This is a genomic window from Sphingobacteriaceae bacterium GW460-11-11-14-LB5 (genome assembly GCA_002151545.1).
Taxonomy (GTDB): domain Bacteria; phylum Bacteroidota; class Bacteroidia; order Sphingobacteriales; family Sphingobacteriaceae; genus Pedobacter.
In genome coordinates this window covers 4,128,824-4,151,730 of the sequence record CP021237.1, presented here as the reverse complement: position 1 = coordinate 4,151,730, position 22,907 = coordinate 4,128,824, and the positions used below count along the sequence as shown (strand labels likewise).

The window sequence follows — 22,907 nt, the reverse complement described above, 5'->3', positions numbered from 1 at the left end:
AGGCTTTTCTTAGAATGAATAACCTACTGTAAATCCTAATACACGGTTAGTATATTTATTTGAATTAGCTCTCGAATCTTTTGGAGTTAAATCACTTAAACCTAAACCATAATTAGCACCTACTAAGAAACCTGAAGATGTACGGTAAGCTAAACCAAAGTTTGCACCGAAATCTGTACCACTTGCATCCTTATCGGTTGCACTACCAAAACTTAAATCTTTATCATTGCTGTTGGTAGAAGTAACGCTTGAGTTGGTGTTGTTATTTACTGTTGTAGTTGTAGTATTTCCTTTGTTTTTACCAGAAATGTTAAATCCAACATACGGACCAGCACTAATCTGTACTGCACCACTTTCACCAGTAGGGATATTAAATACCGCATTAATTGGTACCTCTATAGCCATTACATTTGTTTTCAACGAAGTTGTTGTAGTAGTTGTTACTGCGCCAACTGTTGCTGAATTGGTGCCTTCAAATTTAACACCTTTGTTCTGTAATGAAATTCCTGGTTGGATAAAAAAGTTGTTGGCTATTCCGAAGTCTCCAAATGCAGTAACATTGTAACCTAAATTATTTTTCGCATTATCGTTGTACAATGCTTCATTGTCGCCACTCGAATGGATTTTAGCTAAGTTAACTCCAGCTTTGATACCGAACCTTGAAGTAGTACCTGTAGTAGATTGAGCGAAAGCACCCGTGGCTAATAAAATAACTGATGCACTTAATAGTAACTTTTTCATAATATTTTTCTTTTAGAAGAATCTTGTTTAAAAATTTCAGGCTTTAACCTGTTGTTAATTACAAGTCTCAATTCCAAAAGCTGTGCCAAAGTATCAAGTGTGTTACAATTGAGTAGCTAATGTATTGGTTTTCAGTATGCTTTTTGCAGCATTTAAGTGAAGCGATGATAGGAATCAGAAATCATATCAAGCACAATTTACTGTATACATAACAGGAATATAGTGAAAAATTAACATTTTTTTTAACCTGAAATCGGTAATGCCAAAAGCTAAATTCTGGCAAATTATGTTTTTTGAGGTTTCTTTTTTGCCGCTGGAAAAAGCACATTATTTAAGATTAAGCGATAGCCTGGCGAATTTGGATGCAGATTTAAATCTGTTGGCGGATCGCCTACGGCGTGCTGATAATCTTCCGGATCGTGCCCGCCATAAAATGTAAACTGACCTTTGCCAATTTCTCCATGTAAATACCTTACTTCTGCAGCGCCTTTATTTTCGCCCAAAACAGTTACACTTGTTTTCACTAAACTCTTTCTGAAGGCTGTGGTTTGCCCCATAAAACCTTTAATCACCTTATCATGATCCTGGGTAAGCATGGTTGGAACAAGATCCCATTTGGCCGAAAAATCGAATAAAGTAAAATAATCGTTGGTTTGGTTCAGTGTACGGGTTTGAGTCGCATCGATATCCGAAAATTCATAATTCATCGGGTTGTTATCTAACTTGAAATTCTGGAAGGCGAGTGTTTTATTGAAATCCAGTTTACTTTGTGCATTTGGATCTGCGCCATCGCCATCAAACATTTGCGCACAAATATCTACGCCATCGGCGGCAAGCGCAATGTCGAAACTATCCGTACCAGAGCACATGGCAAATAAGAAACCTCCACCCGCACAGTATTCTTTAATGTGTTTGGCAACGGCTAATTTCATCTCCGAAACCTTTTTATAACCCATGCGTTTTGCTAAGGTTTCCTGGTTTTTAACATCTTCCTGGTACCAGGTTGCATACCTGAAGTTGGCCCAGAAACGTCCGTATTGCCCGGTAAAATCTTCATGGTGCAGGTGTAACCAATCGTATTTGCTTAATTTATCCTGTAAAATATCATCATCATAAATTACATCATACGGAATTTCAGCATAGGTTAAAACGAGTGTAACGGCATCATCCCAGGGCAATTTGCTTTTTGGTGAGTATACCGCAATTTTTGGTGTTTTCTCCAGTTTAACCATCTCCATGTTTACCGATGGATCGCTGATTTCGTTTAAAAGATTGGTTACTTTTCCATCGGCCATTACTTCGTATGATACGCCGCGGATTTTAAGTTCATCTTCTACGGTTTTATTGTACTTAATTAAAAAGCTGCCGCCGCGGTAATTTAAAAGCCAATCTACCTCCAGCTGTTTGCTGATTGTCCAATAGGCAATTCCGTATGCTTTGAGGTGGTTTTTTTGGTCTTCATCCATGTAAATTAACAATGATGAGGCCCTTAAGCCCAAAGAGCAAAGCAGGCAAATGAGCAGGATATAATATTTCTTTATCAAATCGGTATGCTTAAAACACTAAAATAACTTATTTAGCGTGTTAACTAAAATATAAAGTGCTTAATTTTTTTCGATTTTACGGCTTGCACCAAATTGTACCTAAACCCGACAGCAGCGGCAGCCCCGAGTTTTTTACGAGGGCTACAGCGAATGGCGGGGCTACAGGCCGCCAAGTACGAATTACTGTTCATTTACCTATAATTACTCTTAATATTAGGTAGATTTATAATTTAAAGATGTTCTATTTATACAATTTTGTTATTTTTGCCCTTTACTAAAAAAATATGAATTTTTTTTAGCTGAACAAAATTTAAAATTAGTACCGATATTGATATGAGTAAAGCAATAATAAAAACAGAAAAAGGCGATATGACCGTAGAGTTCTACGAAAATGATGCGCCGAAAGCCGTTGCAAACTTTAAAAAATTAGCTAAAGAAGGCTTTTATGATGGTGTAACTTTTCACCGTGTAATTCCTAACTTTATGGTTCAGGGCGGATGTCCGAATTCAAAAGATCCGGCTAAAGCGCATTTGGCAGGTACTGGTGGCCCAGGTTATAAAATTGATTGCGAATTAGATGGCGAAAATCAGTATCACGACCGTGGTGTTTTATCTATGGCTCATGCTGGCCGCAATACTGGTGGTTCACAGTTTTTTATCTGTCACAGCAGAACCAATACTGCTCATTTAGACCGTAACCATACTTGTTTTGGTAAAGTTGTGGAGAATGTAGACCTTGTAGACGATATCCGTCAGGGTGATAAAATTTTAAACATTGAAGTTTTAGAAGATTAGTGCGCCATGCGTTTGGCGATAAGCGTTTAGAGCGCTGATACCAATTGCTGAATATTGAGGTTTTTAAAACATTAAAAAACGCGATGCGTTTGGGGGCGAGCGTGTTATAACGCTAAACACCAAACACTAACCGCTAAACACACATAATATGAATTTAAGAGGAATTGTTGCCGTATCTGGCAGACCAGGTTTGTTTAAACTGGTTGGACAAAATAAAGTAGGTTACATTTTAGAAGGCTTAGATGCTCAAAAAACTAAAATTGTAGCGAACATCACCAACACAAAATTAGCTTCTTTAGAAGATATTACCGTGTATGGTGAAGATGAAGAAATTAAATTGGCCGATATTTTTGCTAAAATTTCTGCAAAAGGATCTACTCCAGATTTGAAAGGCGACTTACGTGCTTATTTCCTTGAAGTAGCTCCAGGTCACGATCAGGAGAAAGTGTATGCTTCTGATATGAAGAAAATTATCACCTGGTATAACTTATTAAAAGATCTGCCTTTGTTTACGGAAGAAACTCCTGAAACTCCGGGTACATCAGCAGAGGTTAAGTTGTCAGAAGAAAAAGCAGCTTCAGATAAAAAGCAAAAAGCCACAGGATCTAAAGCATCAGCTAGTGCTAAAGCAACTACTAAAACTTCAGCTCCAGCTAAAAAAGCAAGTATGACCAGTAAAAAAGGCGTTTAAGCTTTATTTACCGAAATGATAGGGAACACCAGGCAATTTGTCTGGTGTTTTTTTGTGGGTTTAATCGAAGAAATAGTAAAGCAAAGCTACAATAACCAAAGAGGCAATAATGCTGATCCATAGGTATTTATTGTTGCCATTCTGATTGCTTTTATATCTGTATTCCCTTTTATATTTATCTAATAGCATAATTTCTTTTATTTAATGATGATTATAGCATAATTATTCCATAAGGTTTTTTATTTACATTTTTCTTTTGCAAATTGTTTTGCATTCTGATCACCCAGACTCGCCGCTCTTTTTACGATTGGGCAACCTTCTTTTTTATTATTAAGAAAATATAGTGCCATTCCTTTTGTAGTGAGTACCTTAACGTCTGTTGGATCGTTTTTGAGAACAATATTTGCATCAGCAATGGTTCCTTTATAATTTGCGAGTACCCCTCTAACCAGTGCCCGATTCCTGTACGCTAAAAAATAATTGGAATTTAAATTAATAGCTTTCGTTAAATCATTTTCAACTTCCTTTAGGTGGTTCAGTTTGGCATTCGCTAGCGATCTATAAAAATAAGCCTCAGCTGTAGGATGGATTGCAATAGCTTCGTTTACTGCTTTCAGACAATCGTTAAATTCGTTAAGCCTAAAATGTGCTTCTCCTTTTGCCAGGTACACCGTATAATCTTTTGGGTAAAGTTTCAAAAGATCATTACAATCTGAAATAGTCGCCAAATAATTGCCGTTCTTAAGATTGGCCTGTGCGCTATATTCATATGCGAGTTTTATCAAAGATGTATCAGGTTGGATGTTAAAATCTGTAATGATTACCTTGCAATCTTCAACGCAACCTGTGTAGTTGCCAGTTAAAAATCTTGTTTTAGCTCTATCGTAATGATCCCAATAAAACATAGGATTATCTTTTTTTACAAGTCTGATATCATGATCAAAATCTGATAATGCCGATATTGTATCGCGAAGTTTGAGGTGCAATTCTGCCCTCTGCCTATAGAACGTAGATTGATTAGGGTCGATGAGAATTGCCTGGTTTAAATCTTGTAAGGCGCCAGGCAGATCATGAGCAGAATCTTTAATAACAGCTCTTTCAGTAAAATTATAAGCATCTTCAGGATCGATTGTTATTGCTTTATTGAGGTCCAGCTGTGCCGAAACGGTATCTTGTAATTTTGCATAAAACTTCGCTCTATCTCTATAATATTCACCTTTTCTTGGCGCAATTTTAATGGCTTGGGTTAAATCTTGCACAGCACCTTTAATATCTGTATTTGAACCTTTTGCAGAAGCTCTATAACCAAAGTTATCGGCATCATTCGGATTGAGCCTTATGGCTTTATCAAAATCTGAAATAGCATCAACAAATTTACCCTGATAAGATTTGATAAAGCCTCTAAGTTGATAGGTGACATATTCATCATTTTTAAGATTTATAGATGAATCAAGGTAAAGCACAGCCTGGTTATCTAATTTCTTTTGGAAGGCGTTTAGCCCTTTTTCATAATAATCCTTTGCCTTTTGAGGGAAGGTTTTAAAATTTGTAATGAATAAGATCGAGAGTATTAATAAAATTCTTTTCATGAATAATAAGATGGGATTTAATGGTATAGAGTTTTTAATGCCAAAATATAATGTTAAGCGTGGTGATATGGTTCGCCTTTTAAAATGCTAAATCCACGGTATAGCTGCTCTACAAAAAACAACCTGATCATTTGGTGCGAAAAGGTCATGTCGGATAAGGAAATTAAACCGTTTGCTCTTTTGTAAATGCTTTCATCAAATCCATACGGGCCGCCAATAATAAAAATTAAATGCTGCACACTACCAATCATCTGTTTATTTAAGTAGTTCGAAAATTCTACTGATGAATATTTTTTCCCTTTTTCATCCAGCAAAATAACAACATCGCCATTATTAATTTGTTTGTGCAACAGTTCGGCCTCCTTGGCCTTTTGCTGCGCTTCACTTAGGTTTTTAACATTTTTTACATCTGGCAAAGCCACAAAACTAAAGTTAATATAATGTTTTAAGCGGTTGATGTATTTATCAATTCCTTCAATCAGGTATTTATCTTCTGTTTTGCCAATGGCGATCAATGTAATCTTCATTTAATATTTTGCCTATCTTTAGAATTTCGAGATTCAAACTTAGAGAAAATTGTAACAAAAAATACAATCTATCGATCTTATACCTTCGAAAATAGATACACCGAAGCGATACCATGTTAAAACAACAAGCAGAAATAATAGCCGATTACGATCAGAAAATTAAACAGGTTACAGCAGATATAGATCAAACCAGGAAACGGATCGATCAGCTTTCTTTAATGCGCATAGGTGTATTCCTCGCTGAAATTTTATTTTTCGTTTTGCTGCTGCGCTCGGCAGACGACAGCCTGCGGACATTAATTCAGATTTGTTTGCTGCTGCCTGTAATTGCCTTCGTTTTTATTGTCCGCAGACAAAGTCAGCTCGACCGCGAAATCGATTATAAAAAGCAACTCTTATGGGTTTATCAGAATGAATGGAATGTTTTAAATGGTGCGGCTAACGGATACGACCATGGTCAGGTTTTCGAATCTGAACTGCATCCTTATACTGCTGATCTTGATATTTTTGGTAACGCATCATTGTTTGCCCTGATTAACCGTTGTAGTACCAAAAACGGGAATAACTTACTGGCTAAAAATTTCGCAGAAAAATCGACCAGAGACCGGATATTACTCCGCCAGGGAGCTGTAAATGAAATAAGGGAAAAGATAGCAGAGACCTATAGTTTCAGGGCTAACCTGCATGGCTACGATCCCAATAAAATAGAGCAGATTAAAATGCAGCTTAAACACCAGTTGGGTGCACAATTGGAATTTGTAAAGAGCAGGTTGATGAGGTTTTATGTTAAACTCGTGCCTTATATTTCTATTACATTGATATTGGCCGCTGTTTTTGTCAGCGGTGTTTTTTGGAAAGTGCTGGCACTTCTATTTGTCATACACACGGGATGGAACGTATGGTTAGGTGCGAAGATTAATAAAGTTTTTTATTGTTTCGGTGGAAGTTCGGGTTTGTTAAATGGTTATGCCAGTGCTATTTTATGGACAGAGAATCAAAGCTGGAAAAGCGTTTATACCTTAAGTTTACTGGACTCAAAAATCCCGGTTAGCAAAGAAATTAAAGCATTGTCTAAAATTATCCAGAATTTTGATGCCAGGCTGAATCTCCTGGTCGGTGGTGTATTAAATGCGCTTTTGCTCTGGGATTTAAAATGCTGCATCAGTTTAGATATTTGGTATACATCTTCATCAAGGGATGTGGTTTCGGCCCTTGACCACTTAGGCGATTTTGAAGAGCTGATTTCGCTGGCTACAACGGCCTATAATCAGCCTGATTGGGTTTTCCCAGTACTTAGCGATCAGTTTGCATTAGCCACCACACATATTGGGCATCCGCTTATTCCAGCGCAAATAAGGGTGAATAACGATTTTCATTTGGAAGCAAAACCAACAGTAGATATTGTAACAGGTTCTAACATGGCGGGTAAAAGTACTTTTCTACGGACTTTAGGCATTAATATGGTATTGGCTTATGCTGGTGCGCCGGTTTGTGCCAAAGAAATGCAATTATCTGTTTTTTCGATCAATACCTATATGCGGATTAAAGATTCGCTGAACGAAAGTACCTCTACTTTTAAAGCAGAGCTAAACCGCCTGAAAATGATCTTGGATCATGTGGTGAAAGACAAAGATACTTTTGTATTGATTGACGAAATGCTGCGCGGTACAAACAGTCGTGATAAATATTTAGGCTCGAAGGTTTTTGTACAGAAGTTGATTGCCGAAAAAACACCTGCACTTTTTGCTACCCACGATTTACAATTAGCCGATCTGATTGTGGATTACCCAGAAACCGTCCGTAATTTTCACTTCGATATCCAGATTACCGAAGGCGAAATGAAGTTTGATTATCTATTGAAGCAAGGGCCTTGTAAAACCTTTAATGCGGCAATTTTATTAAAGGAAATTGGTTTAACGTTGGATTAATATTAACATTATTGGATATTTTGCTCTGCTACTTAATTGATTAAATTTTTGATTTCAATTTTTTTGAAAAAATGCCATAACTATCTAAATTTCGATATCTCAATGAAACAGGCCATTATTTACTCCTTAAAAGTAACATTAACTACACTGTTACTTTGTCTTCCGGTCACCTTTGCAATCATGATGGCATACCTCAAGATGTTGCCAATTATTACTTCAAATTATAGCGTTAATGTTTATTTGGATCTAAAAGACGCCGCTATATTTATTGCTTTAACTTTTTGCGCACTTTTATTTAATATGCGTAAAATTAATGGCAATGCCCAATCAGTTTATAATAAAAAGAGGATTGCAGGCAATGCGCTTATGACCTCAATAGCATTGTTTATGCTTTATTTATGGGCATTTGGAAAGTTAATGCCTCTTGGTGTTGATGAGTTTTTGGTTACCTACGGGCCATCTTTTTTGATTATGTTTATTTGTATGAGGGTTTTCCCGCTTCGGAAAGAAGAGGAGAGTGTATATAATGATTCAAAAAGCATTATTGTTGAACCTTTTGGTCGATTAATCTACAACAGAAAAGATAAAAAATGGTTTGGGGTAGTGCCAAATCTTCATCCTGATCATAATATTGAACTATCAATCGGTACAGAAAGCCAGGATCAGCAAATAGACGATAAAGTAGAGCTCGTTAAAAAACTAGCTTCTGATTATGACGCTATAATTGCCAGTTTGCAATATTTAATCTTCAAAAGATTTAAGAATACCAACTTTGAAAAATCATTGGATGAGATAAAAGAGATGTACTATTTAATCAGTGTAGATTTAAAGCCAGATAATAAAACTTGGTGGCTGGTTATGGAGCCGGATTTTAAGGTGGCATCAATATATAATCACTATCAACGTTTCACTATGGTGGATCGGGAAATTGTTTGGGCAAATTTTGATATTGATCATCATATTTCATCAAGAATGGTTTGAAGTATTAAATCTTATAAGATGAACATCTGATTATTATCCAAAAATGTCTCAGTTAAACCTGTTATCCCTATACTGTTTTGGCGAAATACCCATGATGCTCGAAAACAGGCGGCTAAAATAATAAGGATCGCTGATGCCTATTTTTAGTGCAATTTCGTTAATTCGGAGGTTGGTAAAGAGTAGATACTGTGTGGTTTTCTGAATTTTAAGCTGGTTAAAGTAATCGATAGGAGAAGTACCTGTTTTCTTTTTAAATATAGCCGATAAATATGATGGCGATAGGTAAACAGCCAGCGCCATTTCTTTTAATGTAAGTATTTTTTCGATGTTATTTCGCATAAAATCTATAAGCTCTTCAACCTTATCGGGTTCCATAATTTTATCATTCACAAGATGTTTGTCGGTATAAACCACCTCGGCAATGTACTGGTGGAAGCACAAATTGGCATAAACAATATTCTCTCGGCTAAAACCCCGCTCAAGGCGGCTATATATCGTATTAAAAATGGTGTTTCGTTCTTCACTAAATCCGGCATATCCCTTATAATTTTGTAATTGTGCTACCAAAGCATCAGCACCGGTACCCGAAAAATGGAACCAGTAAATTGTCCATGGTAAAATTAAATCAGCCTGATAAACATGAGCTGTTTTTTTTGGGATAATAATGTAGTTGCCAGCCTCAATATGATAAGTAGTATTTTCTAATGTTACACTACCTTTTCCGTCGGAACAGTAAATTAAAATATGCTGTTCTGATCCGTTTGCCCTTTTTCGATAATGGTTTAGGGCTTTAGGGTAAAGGCCAATATTGGTGAGGTATAAATTGCTTATGATTTCATTTCCAATGCATTGCTTGCTAATTACATTTCGTGGAATGATAATGGTTCTTTCATATTCGAACCCATCTTTTTTTGCATTGGACTTTTCGGTCATCACTTGTGTTTTTCACTAAATTACATATTTTAAAAGTAATATAGTCCATCTTTTTCGCAACTTAATACATTTTTGTTTATAGCTTTTATAAGGACATTTGATTAGATCACGCCTAAAAATATTAAGCACAAAATAAATAATTTCATTTTCAGGGTTCTGCTGGATCTTTAACACTAAGAACTGCCGGAATTACCTCTGAATTGAATACTGACCAAATGTTATTAAAAAGGAAAATATTATTTGCATCCGGCTTTACCTTAGTCGCTATAGGTTTAATTGCTTTTTCACTCTTTTCTTCTGAGGAAGAGATCGATTTTAACTCGCAGGTTAAGCCCATTTTAAATAAAAAATGTATTTCTTGCCATGGCGGCGTTAAGCAGCAGGGCGGTTTTAGTGTATTGTTTCGTGAAGAAGCTTTGGCTAAAACCAAAAGCGGCAAACCGGCAATCATTCCAGGTCATCCGGAGGATAGCGAATTTATTAAACGGTTAAAATCTAACGATCCTGAAGAAAGGATGCCATATAAGCACCCGGCGCTAAATAATGAGGAGATCGATATCCTGAGTGGCTGGATAAAGCAAGGTGCAAAATGGGGTAACCATTGGGCTTATGTTAGTGTAAAACCTACTGAATTACCAGATGTAGATAACAGTTGGATCCGCAACGATCTGGATAAATTTATTTTTGCGAAACTAGAAGAAAATAAACTGGAACCATCTAAAACTGCTGATAAGGCCACCTTATTGAGGAGAGTAAGTTTAGATTTGATTGGTACTTATCCTTCAGACAAACTGGCCAAATTTTATTTGAATAGCAAAGATGAGCAGGCAGCCTACAAGGTGCTGGTTGATAGTTTACTGGCTTCGCCTAAATTTGGCGAGCGATGGGCATCGATGTGGCTGGATATAGCGCGTTATGCCGATACCAAAGGTTATGAGAGCGATCCTAACCGAAATATCTGGAGCTATCGCGACTGGGTGATTAAAGCCTTTAACCGTGATATGCCCTACGATCGTTTTATTACTGATCAGATCGCCGGTGATTTATTCCCAAATCCAACAGATGCCCAATATATTGCTACTGCATTTAGTAGAAATACTCCAACCAATGATGAAGGCGGAACCAATAATGAAGAGTTTAGAACAGCGGCGGTATTAGATCGTGTAAATGCCACCTGGGAAGGCTTAATGAGTACCACTTTTTCTTGCGTACAATGCCATAGCCACCCGTACGATCCCTTTAAACATGATGAGTACTATAAATTCATGTCGTATTTTAACAATACAAGAGATGAAGACGTTTCAGCAGAGTACCCTTTGCTTAAAGATTTTAATGATAGCCTTAAAAATGAGCTGAATCATTTAACCAGCTGGGTTAAAACTGTTGCAGGTAAGGAAAGAGCTGCCGAAGTTGATTTATTCTTAAAAACCGGTCAGCCAGCAATAAATTCTACTACGGCCGATCAACTGGTTAATTCGGTAATCGGTAATAATAACATTGCATTATTTTTTAAAAATAGCTCTTCGGCAAGACTAAAATCAGTCGATCTTAATAATGTTGATCAGTTAATCTTACGCTACAATTGTAGCAAACCAGATGGTACAATGAGCCTGCATTTAGGTTCGCCAAATGGTCCTGTTGTAAAATCGTGGAAAGTGGGCCAAACCAAGGGCTATGAAAATGTAGAAGTTGATTTTGCAAAACAAAGTGGGGTACAAGATGTGTATTTAAAGTATAACAATCCTTCGGTAAAAAATCCTGACGAATTTATGTTGTACTTCGATTGGTTTTATTTTACCAGACAGTTTCCAGGAAAAGGTAAACCTGATTATTTGGTCAACAAAAAAAGGTTTACTGGTTTAATGAATGCAAATGTGCCCACTACACCAATCATGGTTGAAAATCCACTGAGCATGCAACGTAAAAATTATGTGTTTGAGCGTGGTGCGTGGACTTCGAAAGGCAAAGAAGTTAAAGTTGGTGTGCCTAATTCTCTGGCATTTGCCATGCCTAAAAATGCACCAGATAACAGGATGGGTTTAGCCATGTGGCTTACCGATAAAAGAAATCCGCTCGTATCCAGAACCATGGTAAACAGATTGTGGGAGCAGTTGTATGGTGCAGGTTTGGTAGAAACTTTAGAAGATATGGGTACCCAGGGAATGGCGCCAACCCACCAGGAACTTTTAGATTTTATGGCTTATCAGTTTATGTACAAATATAACTGGAGTGTTAAAAAAATGTTGAAGGAACTGGTGATGATGGCCACTTACAGGCAAGACAGTAAGGTAACAGAAGAACTGAAAGAAAAAGATCTGTTTAATAAGTTTTACGCCAGGGGCTCCCGCATCAGGTTAAGTGCCGAGCAAATAAGAGATCAAAGTCTTGCGGTTTGTGGAGTATTAAGTAATAAAATGTACGGACCACCGGTAATGCCCTGGCAGCCTGAAGGCATCTGGTTCTCGCCTTATAGTGGTGCCAAATGGGTGTTAAGTGGCGGAGAAGAACAATACCGCAGGGGAATTTATACCTATTGGAAAAGAACAGCACCATATCCATCTGCTATTGCTTTCGATGGTGCATCGCGGGTGGTTTGTAGTCCGCGCCGTATTCGCACCAATACACCTTTACAAGCCCTGGTAACCTTAAATGACAGTGTGTATATCGATTTAGCTAGAAAACTGGCCGTGCGCATGGAAAAAGTGGGTGGAAGCACCAGCAAATCGAAAATTGCAAAGGGTTATGAATTGATCTTATACAAAACGATCCCTCAAAACAGATTGAAAGTATTTGAAGACCTGTATGCCAAAGCCTTTGGCGAGTTTAGAAAAAATTCGGCAAGTGTATCGGCATTTATGGGCGATAAGCAAAAGAAATATAAGCCAGAAGATGCGGCAATGGTACTCGTGGCCAATGCCATGCTTAATCTGGATGAAGTGGTTACCAAAAATTGATTTGACCGGTTATGACAAGAGACGAATTAAACGCACATAGGTTAATTAAAGAAGCGCATGAAGCAAATGCACGCCTGCACTCGCGACGTCATTTTTTAAAAGAAAGTGCAATGGGTTTGGGTGCTTTGGCAATGGGTTCATTACTGGGTAGCTGTGGTAATCTTTTTTCAAGTCCGCAAACCAAAATTGCTTACGATCCTGCGCATCCGTTATTGCCAAAATCGCCACCACTTGTAGGTAAGGCACGAAGTGTAATTTATTTGCACATGGCAGGCGCTCCATCTCAATTGGAATTATTTGATTTTAAACCAGAATTGATGAAAATGGATGGCCAGGATTGTCCTCCTTCATTACTCGCCGGGAAAAAATTTGCTTTTATAACCGGGGTGCCTAAAATGTTAGGGCCACAGGCTATTTTTGCCAAATATGGCCAATCGGGTGCTTTGGTTAGTGATAATTTACCACACTTTTCTACCATGGTAGATGAAGTAAGCTTTTTGAAAGCGGTAAAAACGGATCAGTTTAATCATGCTCCGGCGCAGTTGCTGGTGCATACCGGTTCACCGCGATTGGGCAGGCCGAGTATGGGAAGTTGGGTAACCTATGGTTTAGGATCAGAAAACCAGAATTTACCCGGATATGTAGTATTGACCAGTGGAGGTAGTTTCCCCGATGCCGGAAAAAGTGTTTGGGGAAGTGGTTTTTTACCATCCGTTTATCAGGGTGTACAATGCCGGAGTGAAGGAGATCCGGTACTGTTTATTAAAGATCCGGATGGAATGAACCGCGATTTGAGAAAAGCCTCTATCGAAGCCATTAATAAAGCCAACGAACAACAATATCAGGAGTATAACGATCCCGAAATTTTATCGAGGATCGCACAATATGAAATGGCTTACCGCATGCAGATTTCGGCACCAGAGGTGATGAATATCAATGATGAACCTGCTTACATTCACGAAATGTATGGCACACAGCCCGGTAAAGCCTGTTTTGCCAATAATGTACTGCTTGCCCGTAAACTGGTAGAAAAAGGCGTACGTTACATCCAGTTATTCGACTGGGGCTGGGATGCACATGGAGATAGCCCAAACAACTCACTTAATATCGGACTAAAGAATAAATGCAGAACCATTGACAGGCCAATTACCGCTTTATTGCTCGATTTAAAACAACGTGGTTTATTAGAAGAAACCCTGGTCGTTTGGGGAGGAGAATTTGGCCGTACCCCAATGATGGAAAACCGAAATGGTATACAAAACCCATTTAAAGGTAGAGATCACCATACAGAAGCATTTACTATATGGATGGCCGGCGGAGGTGTGAAAAAAGGATTTACACACGGAGAAACAGATGAAATTGGTTACAGTGCGGTAAGTGGAAAAGTAGATGCCTTCGATATTCAGGCGACCATTTTAAACCAGTTGGGATTCGATCATGAACAATTTACCTATCCTTTCCAGGGTCGGCCGTTTAGGTTAACCGATGTGGCAGGTAAGGTAATATCAGAGATTGTGGCTTAAGTCGGGAGTCGGGAGTCGGAAGTCAGGAGTCGGAAGTCCGGAGTCCACAGTCGATTAACCCAATGAGTTACCAATAAACTAATGACCAATGAACTAATGACAAGTGAACCAATGAACTAATAACAAGTAAACGAATGAGCCAAACCAGAAGAAAATTCTTACAAAATACAGCTGTTGTAACGGCAGCTTCAATTTTAGCCCCTATCCAAAACATGAGTGCTAATGAACTTAAAAATATAAAAGCAAAAGCCGGCTACGAATTATTATTTATGCAAACCGATTGGGGTTTTGGCGGTACAAGAGATGAATTTTGCGCAGCAGCAAAAAAAGAAGGCTATGAAGGCATTGAAGTATGGTGGCCAGGCGAAGAAAAAGCGATAAAAGAACTTTTTGATGCGTTAAAGAAATATAAATTAGAAGTAGGATTTTTATGTGCCGGATATCAGGCGAATATAACGGAGCATTTAGCCACTTTTAAACAAAATGTAGATGCCATTTGTGCCAATACTTATCAAAAACCAGTTTACATCAATTGCCATTCGGGAAAAGATTATTTCACTTACGAAGAAAACAAAAAGATTATCGATTACGCAACAGCGAAAAGCAAATCGTCGGGTATACCAATTTATCACGAAACGCATCGTAGCCGTATGATGTTTGCAGCACATGTTGCCAAAAACTTTGCGGAGAAAAATCCGGAACTGAGATTTACTTTAGATATTTCGCATTGGTGCAATGTGCACGAAAGTTTATTGTCTGATCAGAAACAAACCATCGATTTCATTTTAGAAAAGGCAGAACATATCCACTCGCGTGTTGGGCACCCGGAAGGGCCACAGGTAAACGATCCAAGGGCACCAGAATGGGCAAAAGTGGTAGAAGCACACCTGGCCTGGTGGGACAAAATTATCGCACGGAAAAAGAAAAACGGCGAACGTATGACCATTCTTACTGAGTTTGGCCCGGCTGATTATATGCCTACCTTGCCTTATACACGCCAACCCGTTGCCGATCAATGGGCAATAAATGTTTACATGATGAATTTATTAAGAAAGAGATATCAATAAGATGCTAGAATTTTTTGGGCGCTTTCACCCGGTTTTTGTCCACCTTCCTATCGGGATTTTGTTACTTGGCTGTATTTGTATGCTCTTATCATTTACTGCAAAATTTATGAACCTAAAACCAGCCATTCCTATTATGCTGCTTCTGGGTGCGTTAAGTGCTGTAGTATCTTGCATTACAGGTTATTTATTGGCCAATGGAGGGGATTATGATGGTAAGCTGGTGAGCAATCACCAATGGATGGGCATTAGTGTTGCTGTTTTGTCTTTTATCTTGTGGATCATCTATCAGAAAGTTAAATCGAATGCCATATTGGGCACAATTGCTGCGGTTCTTATCGTCCTCATTTCGATTACTGGACATTTGGGTGGTTCTTTAACCCATGGTTCTGATTATTTAACTGCCCCGTTAAAATCGGGCAGTACTAAAGGGGGTGCAGCTATTCCGCCAATTCCCAATGTTCAGGAAGCCTTCATTTACCAAAATGCGATTCAACCGCTCTTTCAAAATAGATGTTATAGCTGCCATGGCAGCGAAAAGCAGAAAGGTAAGCTGAGGTTAGACCAGGAGGAATATATTTTAAAGGGTGGAGAAGATGGGCATACCATTGTAAAGGGTAAAGCTGACGATAGTGAGCTGATGAAACGGATTTTATTGCCATTGAATGATGAAGACCATATGGCGCCAAAAGAAAAACCCCAACTTACCACCAACGAGATTGCCTTGGTAAAATGGTGGATTGATAATGGTGCTGATTTCAAAAAGAAATTTAAAGATCTCCCCCAGCCAGAAAATATAAAAACAATTTTAGCCAGCCTGCAAAAAGGCGAAAGTGGTGCTGAGCAAATCAAAGTCAGTGATATTCCAGCTCAAGAGGTTTCAGCTGTCGACAATAAAGTATTGAAAAAATTTACTGATGCAGGGATTACGGTATTTCCCGTTGCCCAGAATACCAACTATCTTTCAGCCAATTTTATTAATGCGCAATCGATGGGGAAAGATGTTTTAGACTTGATAAAATCGATCGAAAAACAACTCCTTTGGCTTAAGCTGGAAAACAACAAGGTAAATGATCAAACCTTAACGGCAATAAAGGATTGCAAAAACTTAACCAGGTTAAACTTAAACAATACGCAGGTAACAGATGCGGGTTTAGCATCGCTTAAAGACTTAGATCAGTTACAATCGTTGAGTTTGGTTGGGACAAAAATTACGGTAAAAGGGCTTAATCAGTTACAGAAACTTAAAAATTTAAAATTTCTGTATGTATATCAAACCGGTATCGGTAAAGCCGATTTAGCCAGTATAAAAAAACTATTGCCTAAAGTAAGTTTAGATACCGGAAATTACACGGTGCCTAAAATTGCCCAGGATACTACCGTATTTAAAGCACCTTAACTGCTAACCTGAATACATTGTTAAATTACCTGAGGAGCGTTATTGAACCAGAATATTTAACCGTATTATTCGATATGTTGGTGCCCAATATGATATAATAATATACGCCAACAGGGAGCTGGTTGCCTTTAAAAGTACCGTTCCAGTTTTCGAATATATTATTGGTAAAGAAAACCTGACTGCCCAGGCGGTTGTAAATCTGAATGCTATATTTCTTGAGGTTGGTTACACCAATAACCAGTTCATCATTAATTCCATCGCCATTTGGCGAAAATGCATTTGGAACAAATGTAGAGGCATTTTTTTTGATGATCAGGTCGCCCTGGGTAATAGCATTTGCACAGCCGTTTTTAGAGAATGCAGTTAAAGTGATCCTGAATAATCCATCGGTTTGATAAATATGGGTAGGGTTTTGTTCTGCAGTGGTAAAACCATCGCCAAAATTCCATTCATAAAAATCACCATAAAGCGAAGTATTGGTAAATGTTATAGGTACAGGAGCAGAAAACTTGGTGTTAAATGTGGGTTCAGTATAAAACTGAGCAACCGGAACCCTGGCAATGGCCGGAATAACGATGGTTGCAGCTTCGGAATTACAGGTGCCCGATGTTAATACAACCTGATACGTACCTGCCAGATTAAGATCTGTTACCGGAATTTCAATAGCATTTGTGCTGGCGGTATAATGGTTTGGTCCGCTCCAGGCATAAGAAATACCTTCTTGTGCCGGCACAGATAATTTTATCACATCTTTTAAACAAAACAAAGCCTGATTGATACTGATTTCTGGTTTTTCGGGCTTCAATTCCACCAGAATATCTTTTTTAAAAGTAGAAATGCAGCCATTGTCGGTTTCAACCGTTAAGGTGATGGTTTTAGGCCCCGGATCAGTAAAGGTTAATACTTTGCTATCGTTACCGGTGTCAACCTGACTTTTTACGCCGGTGCCAAAATCCCAGGTGAGCTTTGTATAATTTTTAGAAGTATTAATCAACGAATAAGATTGGTTTGTTTCGCATCTGTTATTAACCTCAATCGAAAACATCGCTTCAGGTTTTAAATCGACCGATAAAATATCGATCGAATTTACTTCACTCACACAATCTCCAACCTGAACATAAAGTTTGTATGTTCCAACTATTTCTGGTCCGCTTACCGGGATTTCAGGATTTTGTTGTGTTGAACTAAAATTTGGCCCCGACCAGTGGTAAGTGGCTAAATTTATAAAAGGAGTTGATAATTTTAATACATCTCCCTGGCATAAATTAACATTCGAAGCCGTTATAGGAGGTTTTTCGGGCGTATTTGCAACAATAAAAGTTTGCGTGGTCACTACGTTACATCCGTTAGTGCCTTTGGCTTCTAAAACCACAACTTTCTCTCCAGGGGTGCTGTATGTTACGGTAAATGGCCCGGCGGTGGTAGCTGATGCCAAACTTGCGCCTTCTCCAAACGACCATTTTAATGAGGCGAAATTTGATGCTTTGCTTTCGAAAATATACGCCTGGCTATCGGTACAGGGATTTAGTTTCTGAACATCAATCTCCGCTGTAGGGCCAGCAAAATCGGCAGTACCTCCAAATTCTAATGTAAAGCCATTATTTCCGCCAGAAAAATTATCGATTAGTAAGGCATAAACATGGTCTTGTTGCAGCTCTACATATTTCACAAAACCATTTTGACCAGCGGGACAATTTGGCGCTTCTGTCAAATCAGTTTCCGTCATACTTAAGCCGGTTTTATAATAAGTGGGACTACAGGTAACGCCACTTCCCGAGGCACATCGGATAGCATTTGCTGCATCTATTTTACTACAGTCGCCGTTTACACCTAAATCGTAAAAAATCCAGTCAATGTCGTTTGTGGTTACTGTAGGTGTGATCACAAAAGTAAAGTCGCCGGGTGCAGAGGCTTTAAACATATACCAGGCAGAGTTCGATTCGGTACCCAGGCAGGTACCTGCCGATTCGTGGTTGTTAGCTCCTGAGCCTGTAACATTTAACTGGGTAAAGGTTTCTTTTGTACATAACACGGAAAATGTCCCGCAATCTTGCCCTGGTTTTACGGGCGGGAAATAATTATCGATACAAAGTTTAAAAGTACCGGTAGCATCATTTGCTGCGCTTATCCTAACATAGTAAACCTGGCCTACCGTTAAAGCCCCTTTGTATAAAGAAATAACATTGTTTGATGTGGCTTGCGTGCCAGGTAGCTCGCTTATAAAACCAGTTGCGGCGTCAAATGAATATAAGGCAACCAATGGATTAATTAAAGTGTTTGTGCTATTGGCGTTAATTTTTCCGCTAACAGAAATATTTACATCAAATTTAGATGCGGTAAACTTAAACCAAACATCCTTTCCAACAGTCTGCCAGTTTAAAGCTTTATTATAATTGCTCGGGCTAGCTTCTAAATTGTTAAATTCGGCATCACCGCTGCAATATGCACTGGTATTGGTAATATTTATGGCATTTATCAGTTCATCATTAATGGGGGGCGTAAATTTTCCAAAGGCAGCGAGGTTTAATATTACCAATAGAAAAGAAATTAATGAGAAGTAGCGCATTAGGTAAAAATATTAAAAAATGTTTTCATTTCGAATCATTTCGATTGTTAATGATTTGTTAATATTAAACTCGCAACTTATGGCAATTAATTGATAACGAATGATTAACGCAAGTGATTTTGGTCAAAATTTTTTATGGGGTGTGGCTACCGCAGCAGCCCAGATAGAAGGCACTGCTACCCAGTATGGTAAAGGCCCATCCATTTGGGATACATTTACGGCGAAAAATGGAAAAATAAAGAAGAACCATAAATTAGATCCCGCCTGCGATTTTTATCACCGCTATGCCGAAGACCTCGCTTTAGTTAAACTGCTGGGCTTTAAAGTTTTTAGATTTTCCATTGCCTGGTCGCGGATTTTGCCTGCAGGCAGGGGAGAGATTAACCAGGAAGGTATCCGTTTTTATCACAATCTTATTGATGAATGTTTAACCCAGGGGATTACTCCCTACGTAACCCTTTATCACTGGGATTTACCGCAGGCTTTAGAAGATGAGGGCGGCTGGACAAGTTTTAGCATTAACGCGGCTTTTAATGCTTTTGTGAGTATTTGTGCTATAGAATATGGCGATAAGGTAAAAAACTGGATTGTATTGAATGAGCCTTTCGGTTATACCTCTTTGGGATACATGCTTGGGGTTCATGCGCCGGGAAAAACGGGCTTAGGCAATTTCTTTTCAGCAGTGTTACATACGGCACTCGCCCAGGCCGATGGCGGTAAAATTTTACGTGCTGAAATTAGCAAAGCCAATATCGGAACTACTTTTTCTTGCTCAGAAATAATTCCCAGTACCCAAAGTGATAGTGATGTGCTTGTTGCCAGGCGGGTTGATTGTTTAATGAACCGGCTTTTTGTAGAACCTACGCAGGGCATGGGTTTTCCAACTGCCAATTGGGATGCGTTAGAGAAATTTCAGATCGAATATGGTACCTGGCGACTTCACGAACGCATGAAATTCGATTTTGACTTTATTGGTCTTCAAAATTATTTCCCGCTGGTGGTTAAGTATAATGCCTTTATTCCGGTTATTCAGGCCTGGGAGGTTAAAGCCAAAAGTAGAAAAAAGCCCCATACTGCAATGGGGTGGGAGGTAAATGCAGATAGTTTTTATAATATCGTTAAACAGTTTGCTGCCTATCCAAATATCAAAAATATCCTGATCACCGAGAACGGCGCCGCTTATCACGATAAATTAATCAATGGCAAGGTAGAAGACCCTGAACGCATTGAATATTTTAAACTTTATTTAAAAGCACTGCTAAAACTTAAAAAAGAAGGCATAAATGTAACCGGTTACATGGCCTGGACATTAATGGATAATTTTGAATGGGCAGAGGGCTTTACAGCAAGGTTTGGACTGATCTATAATGATTTTAAAACTCAGGAACGCAGCATTAAAGATTCCGGATATTGGTGGCAGAACTTCCTAAAAAGTTAGTTGATATTTCGCTGTTTCCTTCTTCATTATTAAACAAATTCTTAAGTTTGATTTATGAACGATAGAACAGTAGTTTACAGCACCTATTATAATCCAATGGAGGCCAATATTATTAAGGCTAAATTGGAAGACAGCGGATTTGCTTGTTTCCTTGCCGATGAAAATGTTGCCACGTTAAATCCACTTTACAATCAGGCTATTGGTGGTGTAAAACTTATTGTTTTTGAAAGAGATGTGGCGGCCATTAATGCTTTATTGGCCGAAGACCATAGTTTGGGCTTTGATTCATCGGAGGACATTATTGATGAAGATGAACCAGGAGATAATAAAACGGTTTGTGAGAAATGTGGTTCAACCAATGTGGGTTATGGGATGGCTACCGATAAAAAATATAGCATTTGGGCAACTGTACTTGCTTTTTTAACTTTAACGACGCCGATTAAGGCCAATAAATGCCACCACTGTTATGATTGTGGTTATGAGTTTGAATAATTCCAAAAGCATAATGCAATTATTTACAACATCATTTGAAGCGCAAGGCCAGTAGCAGCTATCAAAGTCTGTTCCCGTGCTCCGCTATATCCTTTCGCTGCGCTTCAGGGATGCCGCTATGCCCGGGGGCTAGTTACCCGATGACTGCAAAAATTAGGCAAAATTTTCTTCAATAGTGTATTTGTGCTTTTAATGCACAGGCCTTTGTTTAATAAACCTTATTGAAGCGCTTATACTTTTTGTTGCACAACCAAAAACAATCCACTTAGCAGCACAAAAAGATAAAAGCGGAAAGAAGGACTACCCAAACGGACAGGCAATGAAGCCGATTTTCAACAAAAAATAAAGATTTTCGTTTGAAGCGCAAGACCAGTAGCAGCTATTAAAGTCTGTTCCCGTGCTCCACTATATCCTTTCGCTGTGCTTCAGGGATGCCGCTGTGCCCGGGGCTATAGAGTTCATGTACTGAAAGGGATAAACCTCTCTATCCAGACTTTGTCCCTTCTAAAATAAAAAATCCCGTCCTGACTTAACAGTACGGGATTGGTGTGCTATCTCACAAAAAATATTGTAACCTTATAATTTACGAGCAGTAATCGTTGTATTTTCGGTATATGTCTCCCCGTTCTTACTTCCAATGCTTGATTTATCGGTTCTCTTCAAAATCAAGATATTGTTTGAGATAGAAAAGTTAAAACTATTGTGGTTAAAGGCTAAATTCCCACTGAGGTTTAATTTGTCACCAGCAACAGTATATTTTACCTGCACATCTTCTATTGTATTCTGGTTGTTTCCTTGCACATCTTTGAAATAAAAAATAGCATGTAAACTACCGTCTTCTTTAAAGTCTAAAGTTGGCCTCGGGCTTTCGCCTTTGGTATCGTCCTGATCTTTTCCTGTATTTTCGAAATTAGTGATTACATATGATTCAACTTGCCATTTACCGACAATAGAATTATTTTCAGACTCCGTTTTTTTGCACGCTGTTAAATTAAATATCGCCAGGATGGCAAATGATAATAAAAGTTTTTTCATGTTAAGTAATTATGGGTATGATAAAATAATCCCGTCCTGACTTAACAGTACGGGATTATTTTTTTAAAAGAATATCTAATTAAAAGCCGAAACCTAAAGCAATACCAGTACGAAGTCCGAAACCTTCAATACCACCTTTAATATCAGGTTCATTGTTGCCTTGTGTAGCTTTATAATTTCCATTGTTATAACTTGGACCAAAGAAAATATCCAATACAAAACCGCTTCCATATACCCATTGGCGTCCGATTAATGCACCGCCACCAAATGAATTGTAATTTCCTTTATCAGTACCATCGGTAACCGTATAATCCTGGTATCTCAGAAAAGGGGCTGCATATAAGCCGCTAATTGCTTTTTGTTTCAAGTAGAAGCGAACTTCTGGCGTAATGGCAACACCAGTAAATTTAACATCATCCAGTTTTAAACCGGTATAGGCTACACCCAGTTGTAAAGAAACGCCATCGTTCAATTTACGTTCATAAAATACAGAACCTGTTTTTAGTAATGCACTTAAAGGGTTGATTTTGATTGTGTTTTGGGCATCCTGTGCTTTTGCACAAAAGAAAGTCATGGCCGTAATGGCACAAAGAAAGAGCTTTTTCATTAATTTGATTAGTTTATTTTACTGGCAAAAATAGAACTAATATGGTAGTTTCCAAATAAAAAAATCCCGTTCTGATTTAACAGAACGGGATTGATATTTT

At 38.3% G+C, this 22,907-nt stretch carries 18 protein-coding genes; 10 read left to right on the top strand and 8 right to left on the bottom strand.

Going from position 1 to position 22,907, the window contains the following annotated elements; translation table 11 throughout:
- Positions 1 to 9 precede the first annotated feature (9 nt).
- Positions 10 to 741, bottom strand: coding sequence for a hypothetical protein (locus CA265_16495; protein ARS41167.1), 732 nt, complete (start codon positions 739 to 741; stop codon positions 10 to 12).
- 284 nt (positions 742 to 1,025) lie between these two features.
- Complete coding sequence (locus CA265_16490; GenBank protein ID ARS41166.1) at positions 1,026 to 2,207, bottom strand: asparagine synthetase B; 1,182 nt, start codon at positions 2,205 to 2,207, stop codon at positions 1,026 to 1,028.
- Positions 2,208 to 2,618: 411 nt separating this feature from the next.
- On the opposite strand from CA265_16490, the gene CA265_16485 reads away from it, so the two are divergent.
- Together CA265_16485 and CA265_16480 are read left to right on the top strand one after the other, a co-directional pair.
- Complete coding sequence (locus CA265_16485; GenBank protein ID ARS41165.1) at positions 2,619 to 3,080, top strand: peptidyl-prolyl cis-trans isomerase; 462 nt, start codon at positions 2,619 to 2,621, stop codon at positions 3,078 to 3,080.
- Positions 3,081 to 3,228: 148 nt separating this feature from the next.
- A complete protein-coding gene (locus tag CA265_16480; GenBank protein ARS41164.1) occupies positions 3,229 to 3,771 on the top strand; it encodes a hypothetical protein in 543 nt (180 codons plus the stop codon).
- Positions 3,772 to 4,010: 239 nt separating this feature from the next.
- Here CA265_16480 and CA265_16475 read toward each other — a convergent pair whose 3' ends face one another.
- Both CA265_16475 and CA265_16470 read right to left on the bottom strand, forming a co-directional pair.
- Positions 4,011 to 5,360: a hypothetical protein gene (locus CA265_16475; GenBank protein ID ARS41163.1), complete on the bottom strand. Its 1,350-nt coding sequence runs from the start codon at positions 5,358 to 5,360 to the stop codon at positions 4,011 to 4,013.
- Positions 5,361 to 5,413: 53 nt separating this feature from the next.
- Positions 5,414 to 5,887 carry a 23S rRNA (pseudouridine(1915)-N(3))-methyltransferase RlmH gene (locus CA265_16470; GenBank protein ARS41162.1) on the bottom strand — a complete coding sequence of 158 codons (474 nt, stop codon included), beginning with the start codon at positions 5,885 to 5,887 and terminating at the stop codon, positions 5,414 to 5,416.
- 113 nt (positions 5,888 to 6,000) lie between these two features.
- Between CA265_16470 and CA265_16465 the strand changes: the two genes are divergently transcribed.
- Both CA265_16465 and CA265_16460 read left to right on the top strand, forming a co-directional pair.
- Positions 6,001 to 7,815 carry a DNA mismatch repair protein MutS gene (locus CA265_16465; GenBank protein ID ARS41161.1) on the top strand — a complete coding sequence of 605 codons (1,815 nt, stop codon included), beginning with the start codon at positions 6,001 to 6,003 and terminating at the stop codon, positions 7,813 to 7,815.
- A 180-nt stretch (positions 7,816 to 7,995) separates the two neighbouring features.
- On the top strand, positions 7,996 to 8,796 hold the full coding sequence (locus CA265_16460; GenBank protein ID ARS41160.1) for a hypothetical protein: 801 nt from the start codon (positions 7,996 to 7,998) through the stop codon (positions 8,794 to 8,796).
- Positions 8,797 to 8,844: 48 nt separating this feature from the next.
- Here CA265_16460 and CA265_16455 read toward each other — a convergent pair whose 3' ends face one another.
- On the bottom strand, positions 8,845 to 9,729 hold the full coding sequence (locus tag CA265_16455; protein ID ARS41159.1) for an AraC family transcriptional regulator: 885 nt from the start codon (positions 9,727 to 9,729) through the stop codon (positions 8,845 to 8,847).
- A gap of 215 nt (positions 9,730 to 9,944) precedes the next feature.
- Here CA265_16455 and CA265_16450 point away from each other — a divergent pair, with 215 nt between their 5' ends.
- From CA265_16450 to CA265_16435, 4 genes are all read left to right on the top strand, one after another.
- Positions 9,945 to 12,683, top strand: coding sequence for a hypothetical protein (locus tag CA265_16450; GenBank protein ID ARS41158.1), 2,739 nt, complete (start codon positions 9,945 to 9,947; stop codon positions 12,681 to 12,683).
- Positions 12,684 to 12,694: 11 nt separating this feature from the next.
- Positions 12,695 to 14,206, top strand: a complete 1,512-nt coding sequence (locus CA265_16445) for a sulfatase (protein ID ARS41157.1) — start codon at positions 12,695 to 12,697, stop codon at positions 14,204 to 14,206.
- 212 nt (positions 14,207 to 14,418) lie between these two features.
- A complete protein-coding gene (locus tag CA265_16440; GenBank protein ID ARS43025.1) occupies positions 14,419 to 15,273 on the top strand; it encodes a xylose isomerase in 855 nt (284 codons plus the stop codon).
- A 1-nt stretch (position 15,274) separates the two neighbouring features.
- Entirely contained in the window at positions 15,275 to 16,669 is a 1,395-nt protein-coding gene (locus CA265_16435; protein ID ARS41156.1) for a hypothetical protein, read from the top strand.
- A 25-nt stretch (positions 16,670 to 16,694) separates the two neighbouring features.
- Here CA265_16435 and CA265_16430 read toward each other — a convergent pair whose 3' ends face one another.
- On the bottom strand, positions 16,695 to 19,235 hold the full coding sequence (locus CA265_16430) for a hypothetical protein (protein ARS41155.1): 2,541 nt from the start codon (positions 19,233 to 19,235) through the stop codon (positions 16,695 to 16,697).
- 100 nt (positions 19,236 to 19,335) lie between these two features.
- Between CA265_16430 and CA265_16425 the strand changes: the two genes are divergently transcribed.
- Positions 19,336 to 20,673: a beta-glucosidase gene (locus CA265_16425; protein ID ARS41154.1), complete on the top strand. Its 1,338-nt coding sequence runs from the start codon at positions 19,336 to 19,338 to the stop codon at positions 20,671 to 20,673.
- 54 nt (positions 20,674 to 20,727) lie between these two features.
- Positions 20,728 to 21,165: a hypothetical protein gene (locus CA265_16420; GenBank protein ARS41153.1), complete on the top strand. Its 438-nt coding sequence runs from the start codon at positions 20,728 to 20,730 to the stop codon at positions 21,163 to 21,165.
- A 576-nt stretch (positions 21,166 to 21,741) separates the two neighbouring features.
- On the opposite strand, the gene CA265_16415 is transcribed toward CA265_16420, so the two are convergent.
- On the bottom strand, positions 21,742 to 22,200 hold the full coding sequence (locus CA265_16415) for a hypothetical protein (GenBank protein ARS41152.1): 459 nt from the start codon (positions 22,198 to 22,200) through the stop codon (positions 21,742 to 21,744).
- Positions 22,201 to 22,279: 79 nt separating this feature from the next.
- On the bottom strand, positions 22,280 to 22,807 hold the full coding sequence (locus CA265_16410) for a hypothetical protein (protein ARS41151.1): 528 nt from the start codon (positions 22,805 to 22,807) through the stop codon (positions 22,280 to 22,282).
- Positions 22,808 to 22,907: the final 100 nt, after the last annotated feature.

Coding starts and splice junctions, on each gene's coding strand:
- CA265_16495 (ARS41167.1), bottom strand. CDS start 741: ATGAAAAAGTTACTATTAAGTGCATCAGTTATTTTATTAGCCACGGGT.
- CA265_16490 (ARS41166.1), bottom strand. CDS start 2,207: ATGGATGAAGACCAAAAAAACCACCTCAAAGCATACGGAATTGCCTAT.
- CA265_16485 (ARS41165.1), top strand. CDS start 2,619: ATGAGTAAAGCAATAATAAAAACAGAAAAAGGCGATATGACCGTAGAG.
- CA265_16480 (ARS41164.1), top strand. CDS start 3,229: ATGAATTTAAGAGGAATTGTTGCCGTATCTGGCAGACCAGGTTTGTTT.
- CA265_16475 (ARS41163.1), bottom strand. CDS start 5,360: ATGAAAAGAATTTTATTAATACTCTCGATCTTATTCATTACAAATTTT.
- CA265_16470 (ARS41162.1), bottom strand. CDS start 5,887: ATGAAGATTACATTGATCGCCATTGGCAAAACAGAAGATAAATACCTG.
- CA265_16465 (ARS41161.1), top strand. CDS start 6,001: ATGTTAAAACAACAAGCAGAAATAATAGCCGATTACGATCAGAAAATT.
- CA265_16460 (ARS41160.1), top strand. CDS start 7,996: ATGATGGCATACCTCAAGATGTTGCCAATTATTACTTCAAATTATAGC.
- CA265_16455 (ARS41159.1), bottom strand. CDS start 9,729: ATGACCGAAAAGTCCAATGCAAAAAAAGATGGGTTCGAATATGAAAGA.
- CA265_16450 (ARS41158.1), top strand. CDS start 9,945: ATGTTATTAAAAAGGAAAATATTATTTGCATCCGGCTTTACCTTAGTC.
- CA265_16445 (ARS41157.1), top strand. CDS start 12,695: ATGACAAGAGACGAATTAAACGCACATAGGTTAATTAAAGAAGCGCAT.
- CA265_16440 (ARS43025.1), top strand. CDS start 14,419: ATGAGTGCTAATGAACTTAAAAATATAAAAGCAAAAGCCGGCTACGAA.
- CA265_16435 (ARS41156.1), top strand. CDS start 15,275: ATGCTAGAATTTTTTGGGCGCTTTCACCCGGTTTTTGTCCACCTTCCT.
- CA265_16430 (ARS41155.1), bottom strand. CDS start 19,235: ATGCGCTACTTCTCATTAATTTCTTTTCTATTGGTAATATTAAACCTC.
- CA265_16425 (ARS41154.1), top strand. CDS start 19,336: ATGATTAACGCAAGTGATTTTGGTCAAAATTTTTTATGGGGTGTGGCT.
- CA265_16420 (ARS41153.1), top strand. CDS start 20,728: ATGAACGATAGAACAGTAGTTTACAGCACCTATTATAATCCAATGGAG.
- CA265_16415 (ARS41152.1), bottom strand. CDS start 22,200: ATGAAAAAACTTTTATTATCATTTGCCATCCTGGCGATATTTAATTTA.
- CA265_16410 (ARS41151.1), bottom strand. CDS start 22,807: ATGAAAAAGCTCTTTCTTTGTGCCATTACGGCCATGACTTTCTTTTGT.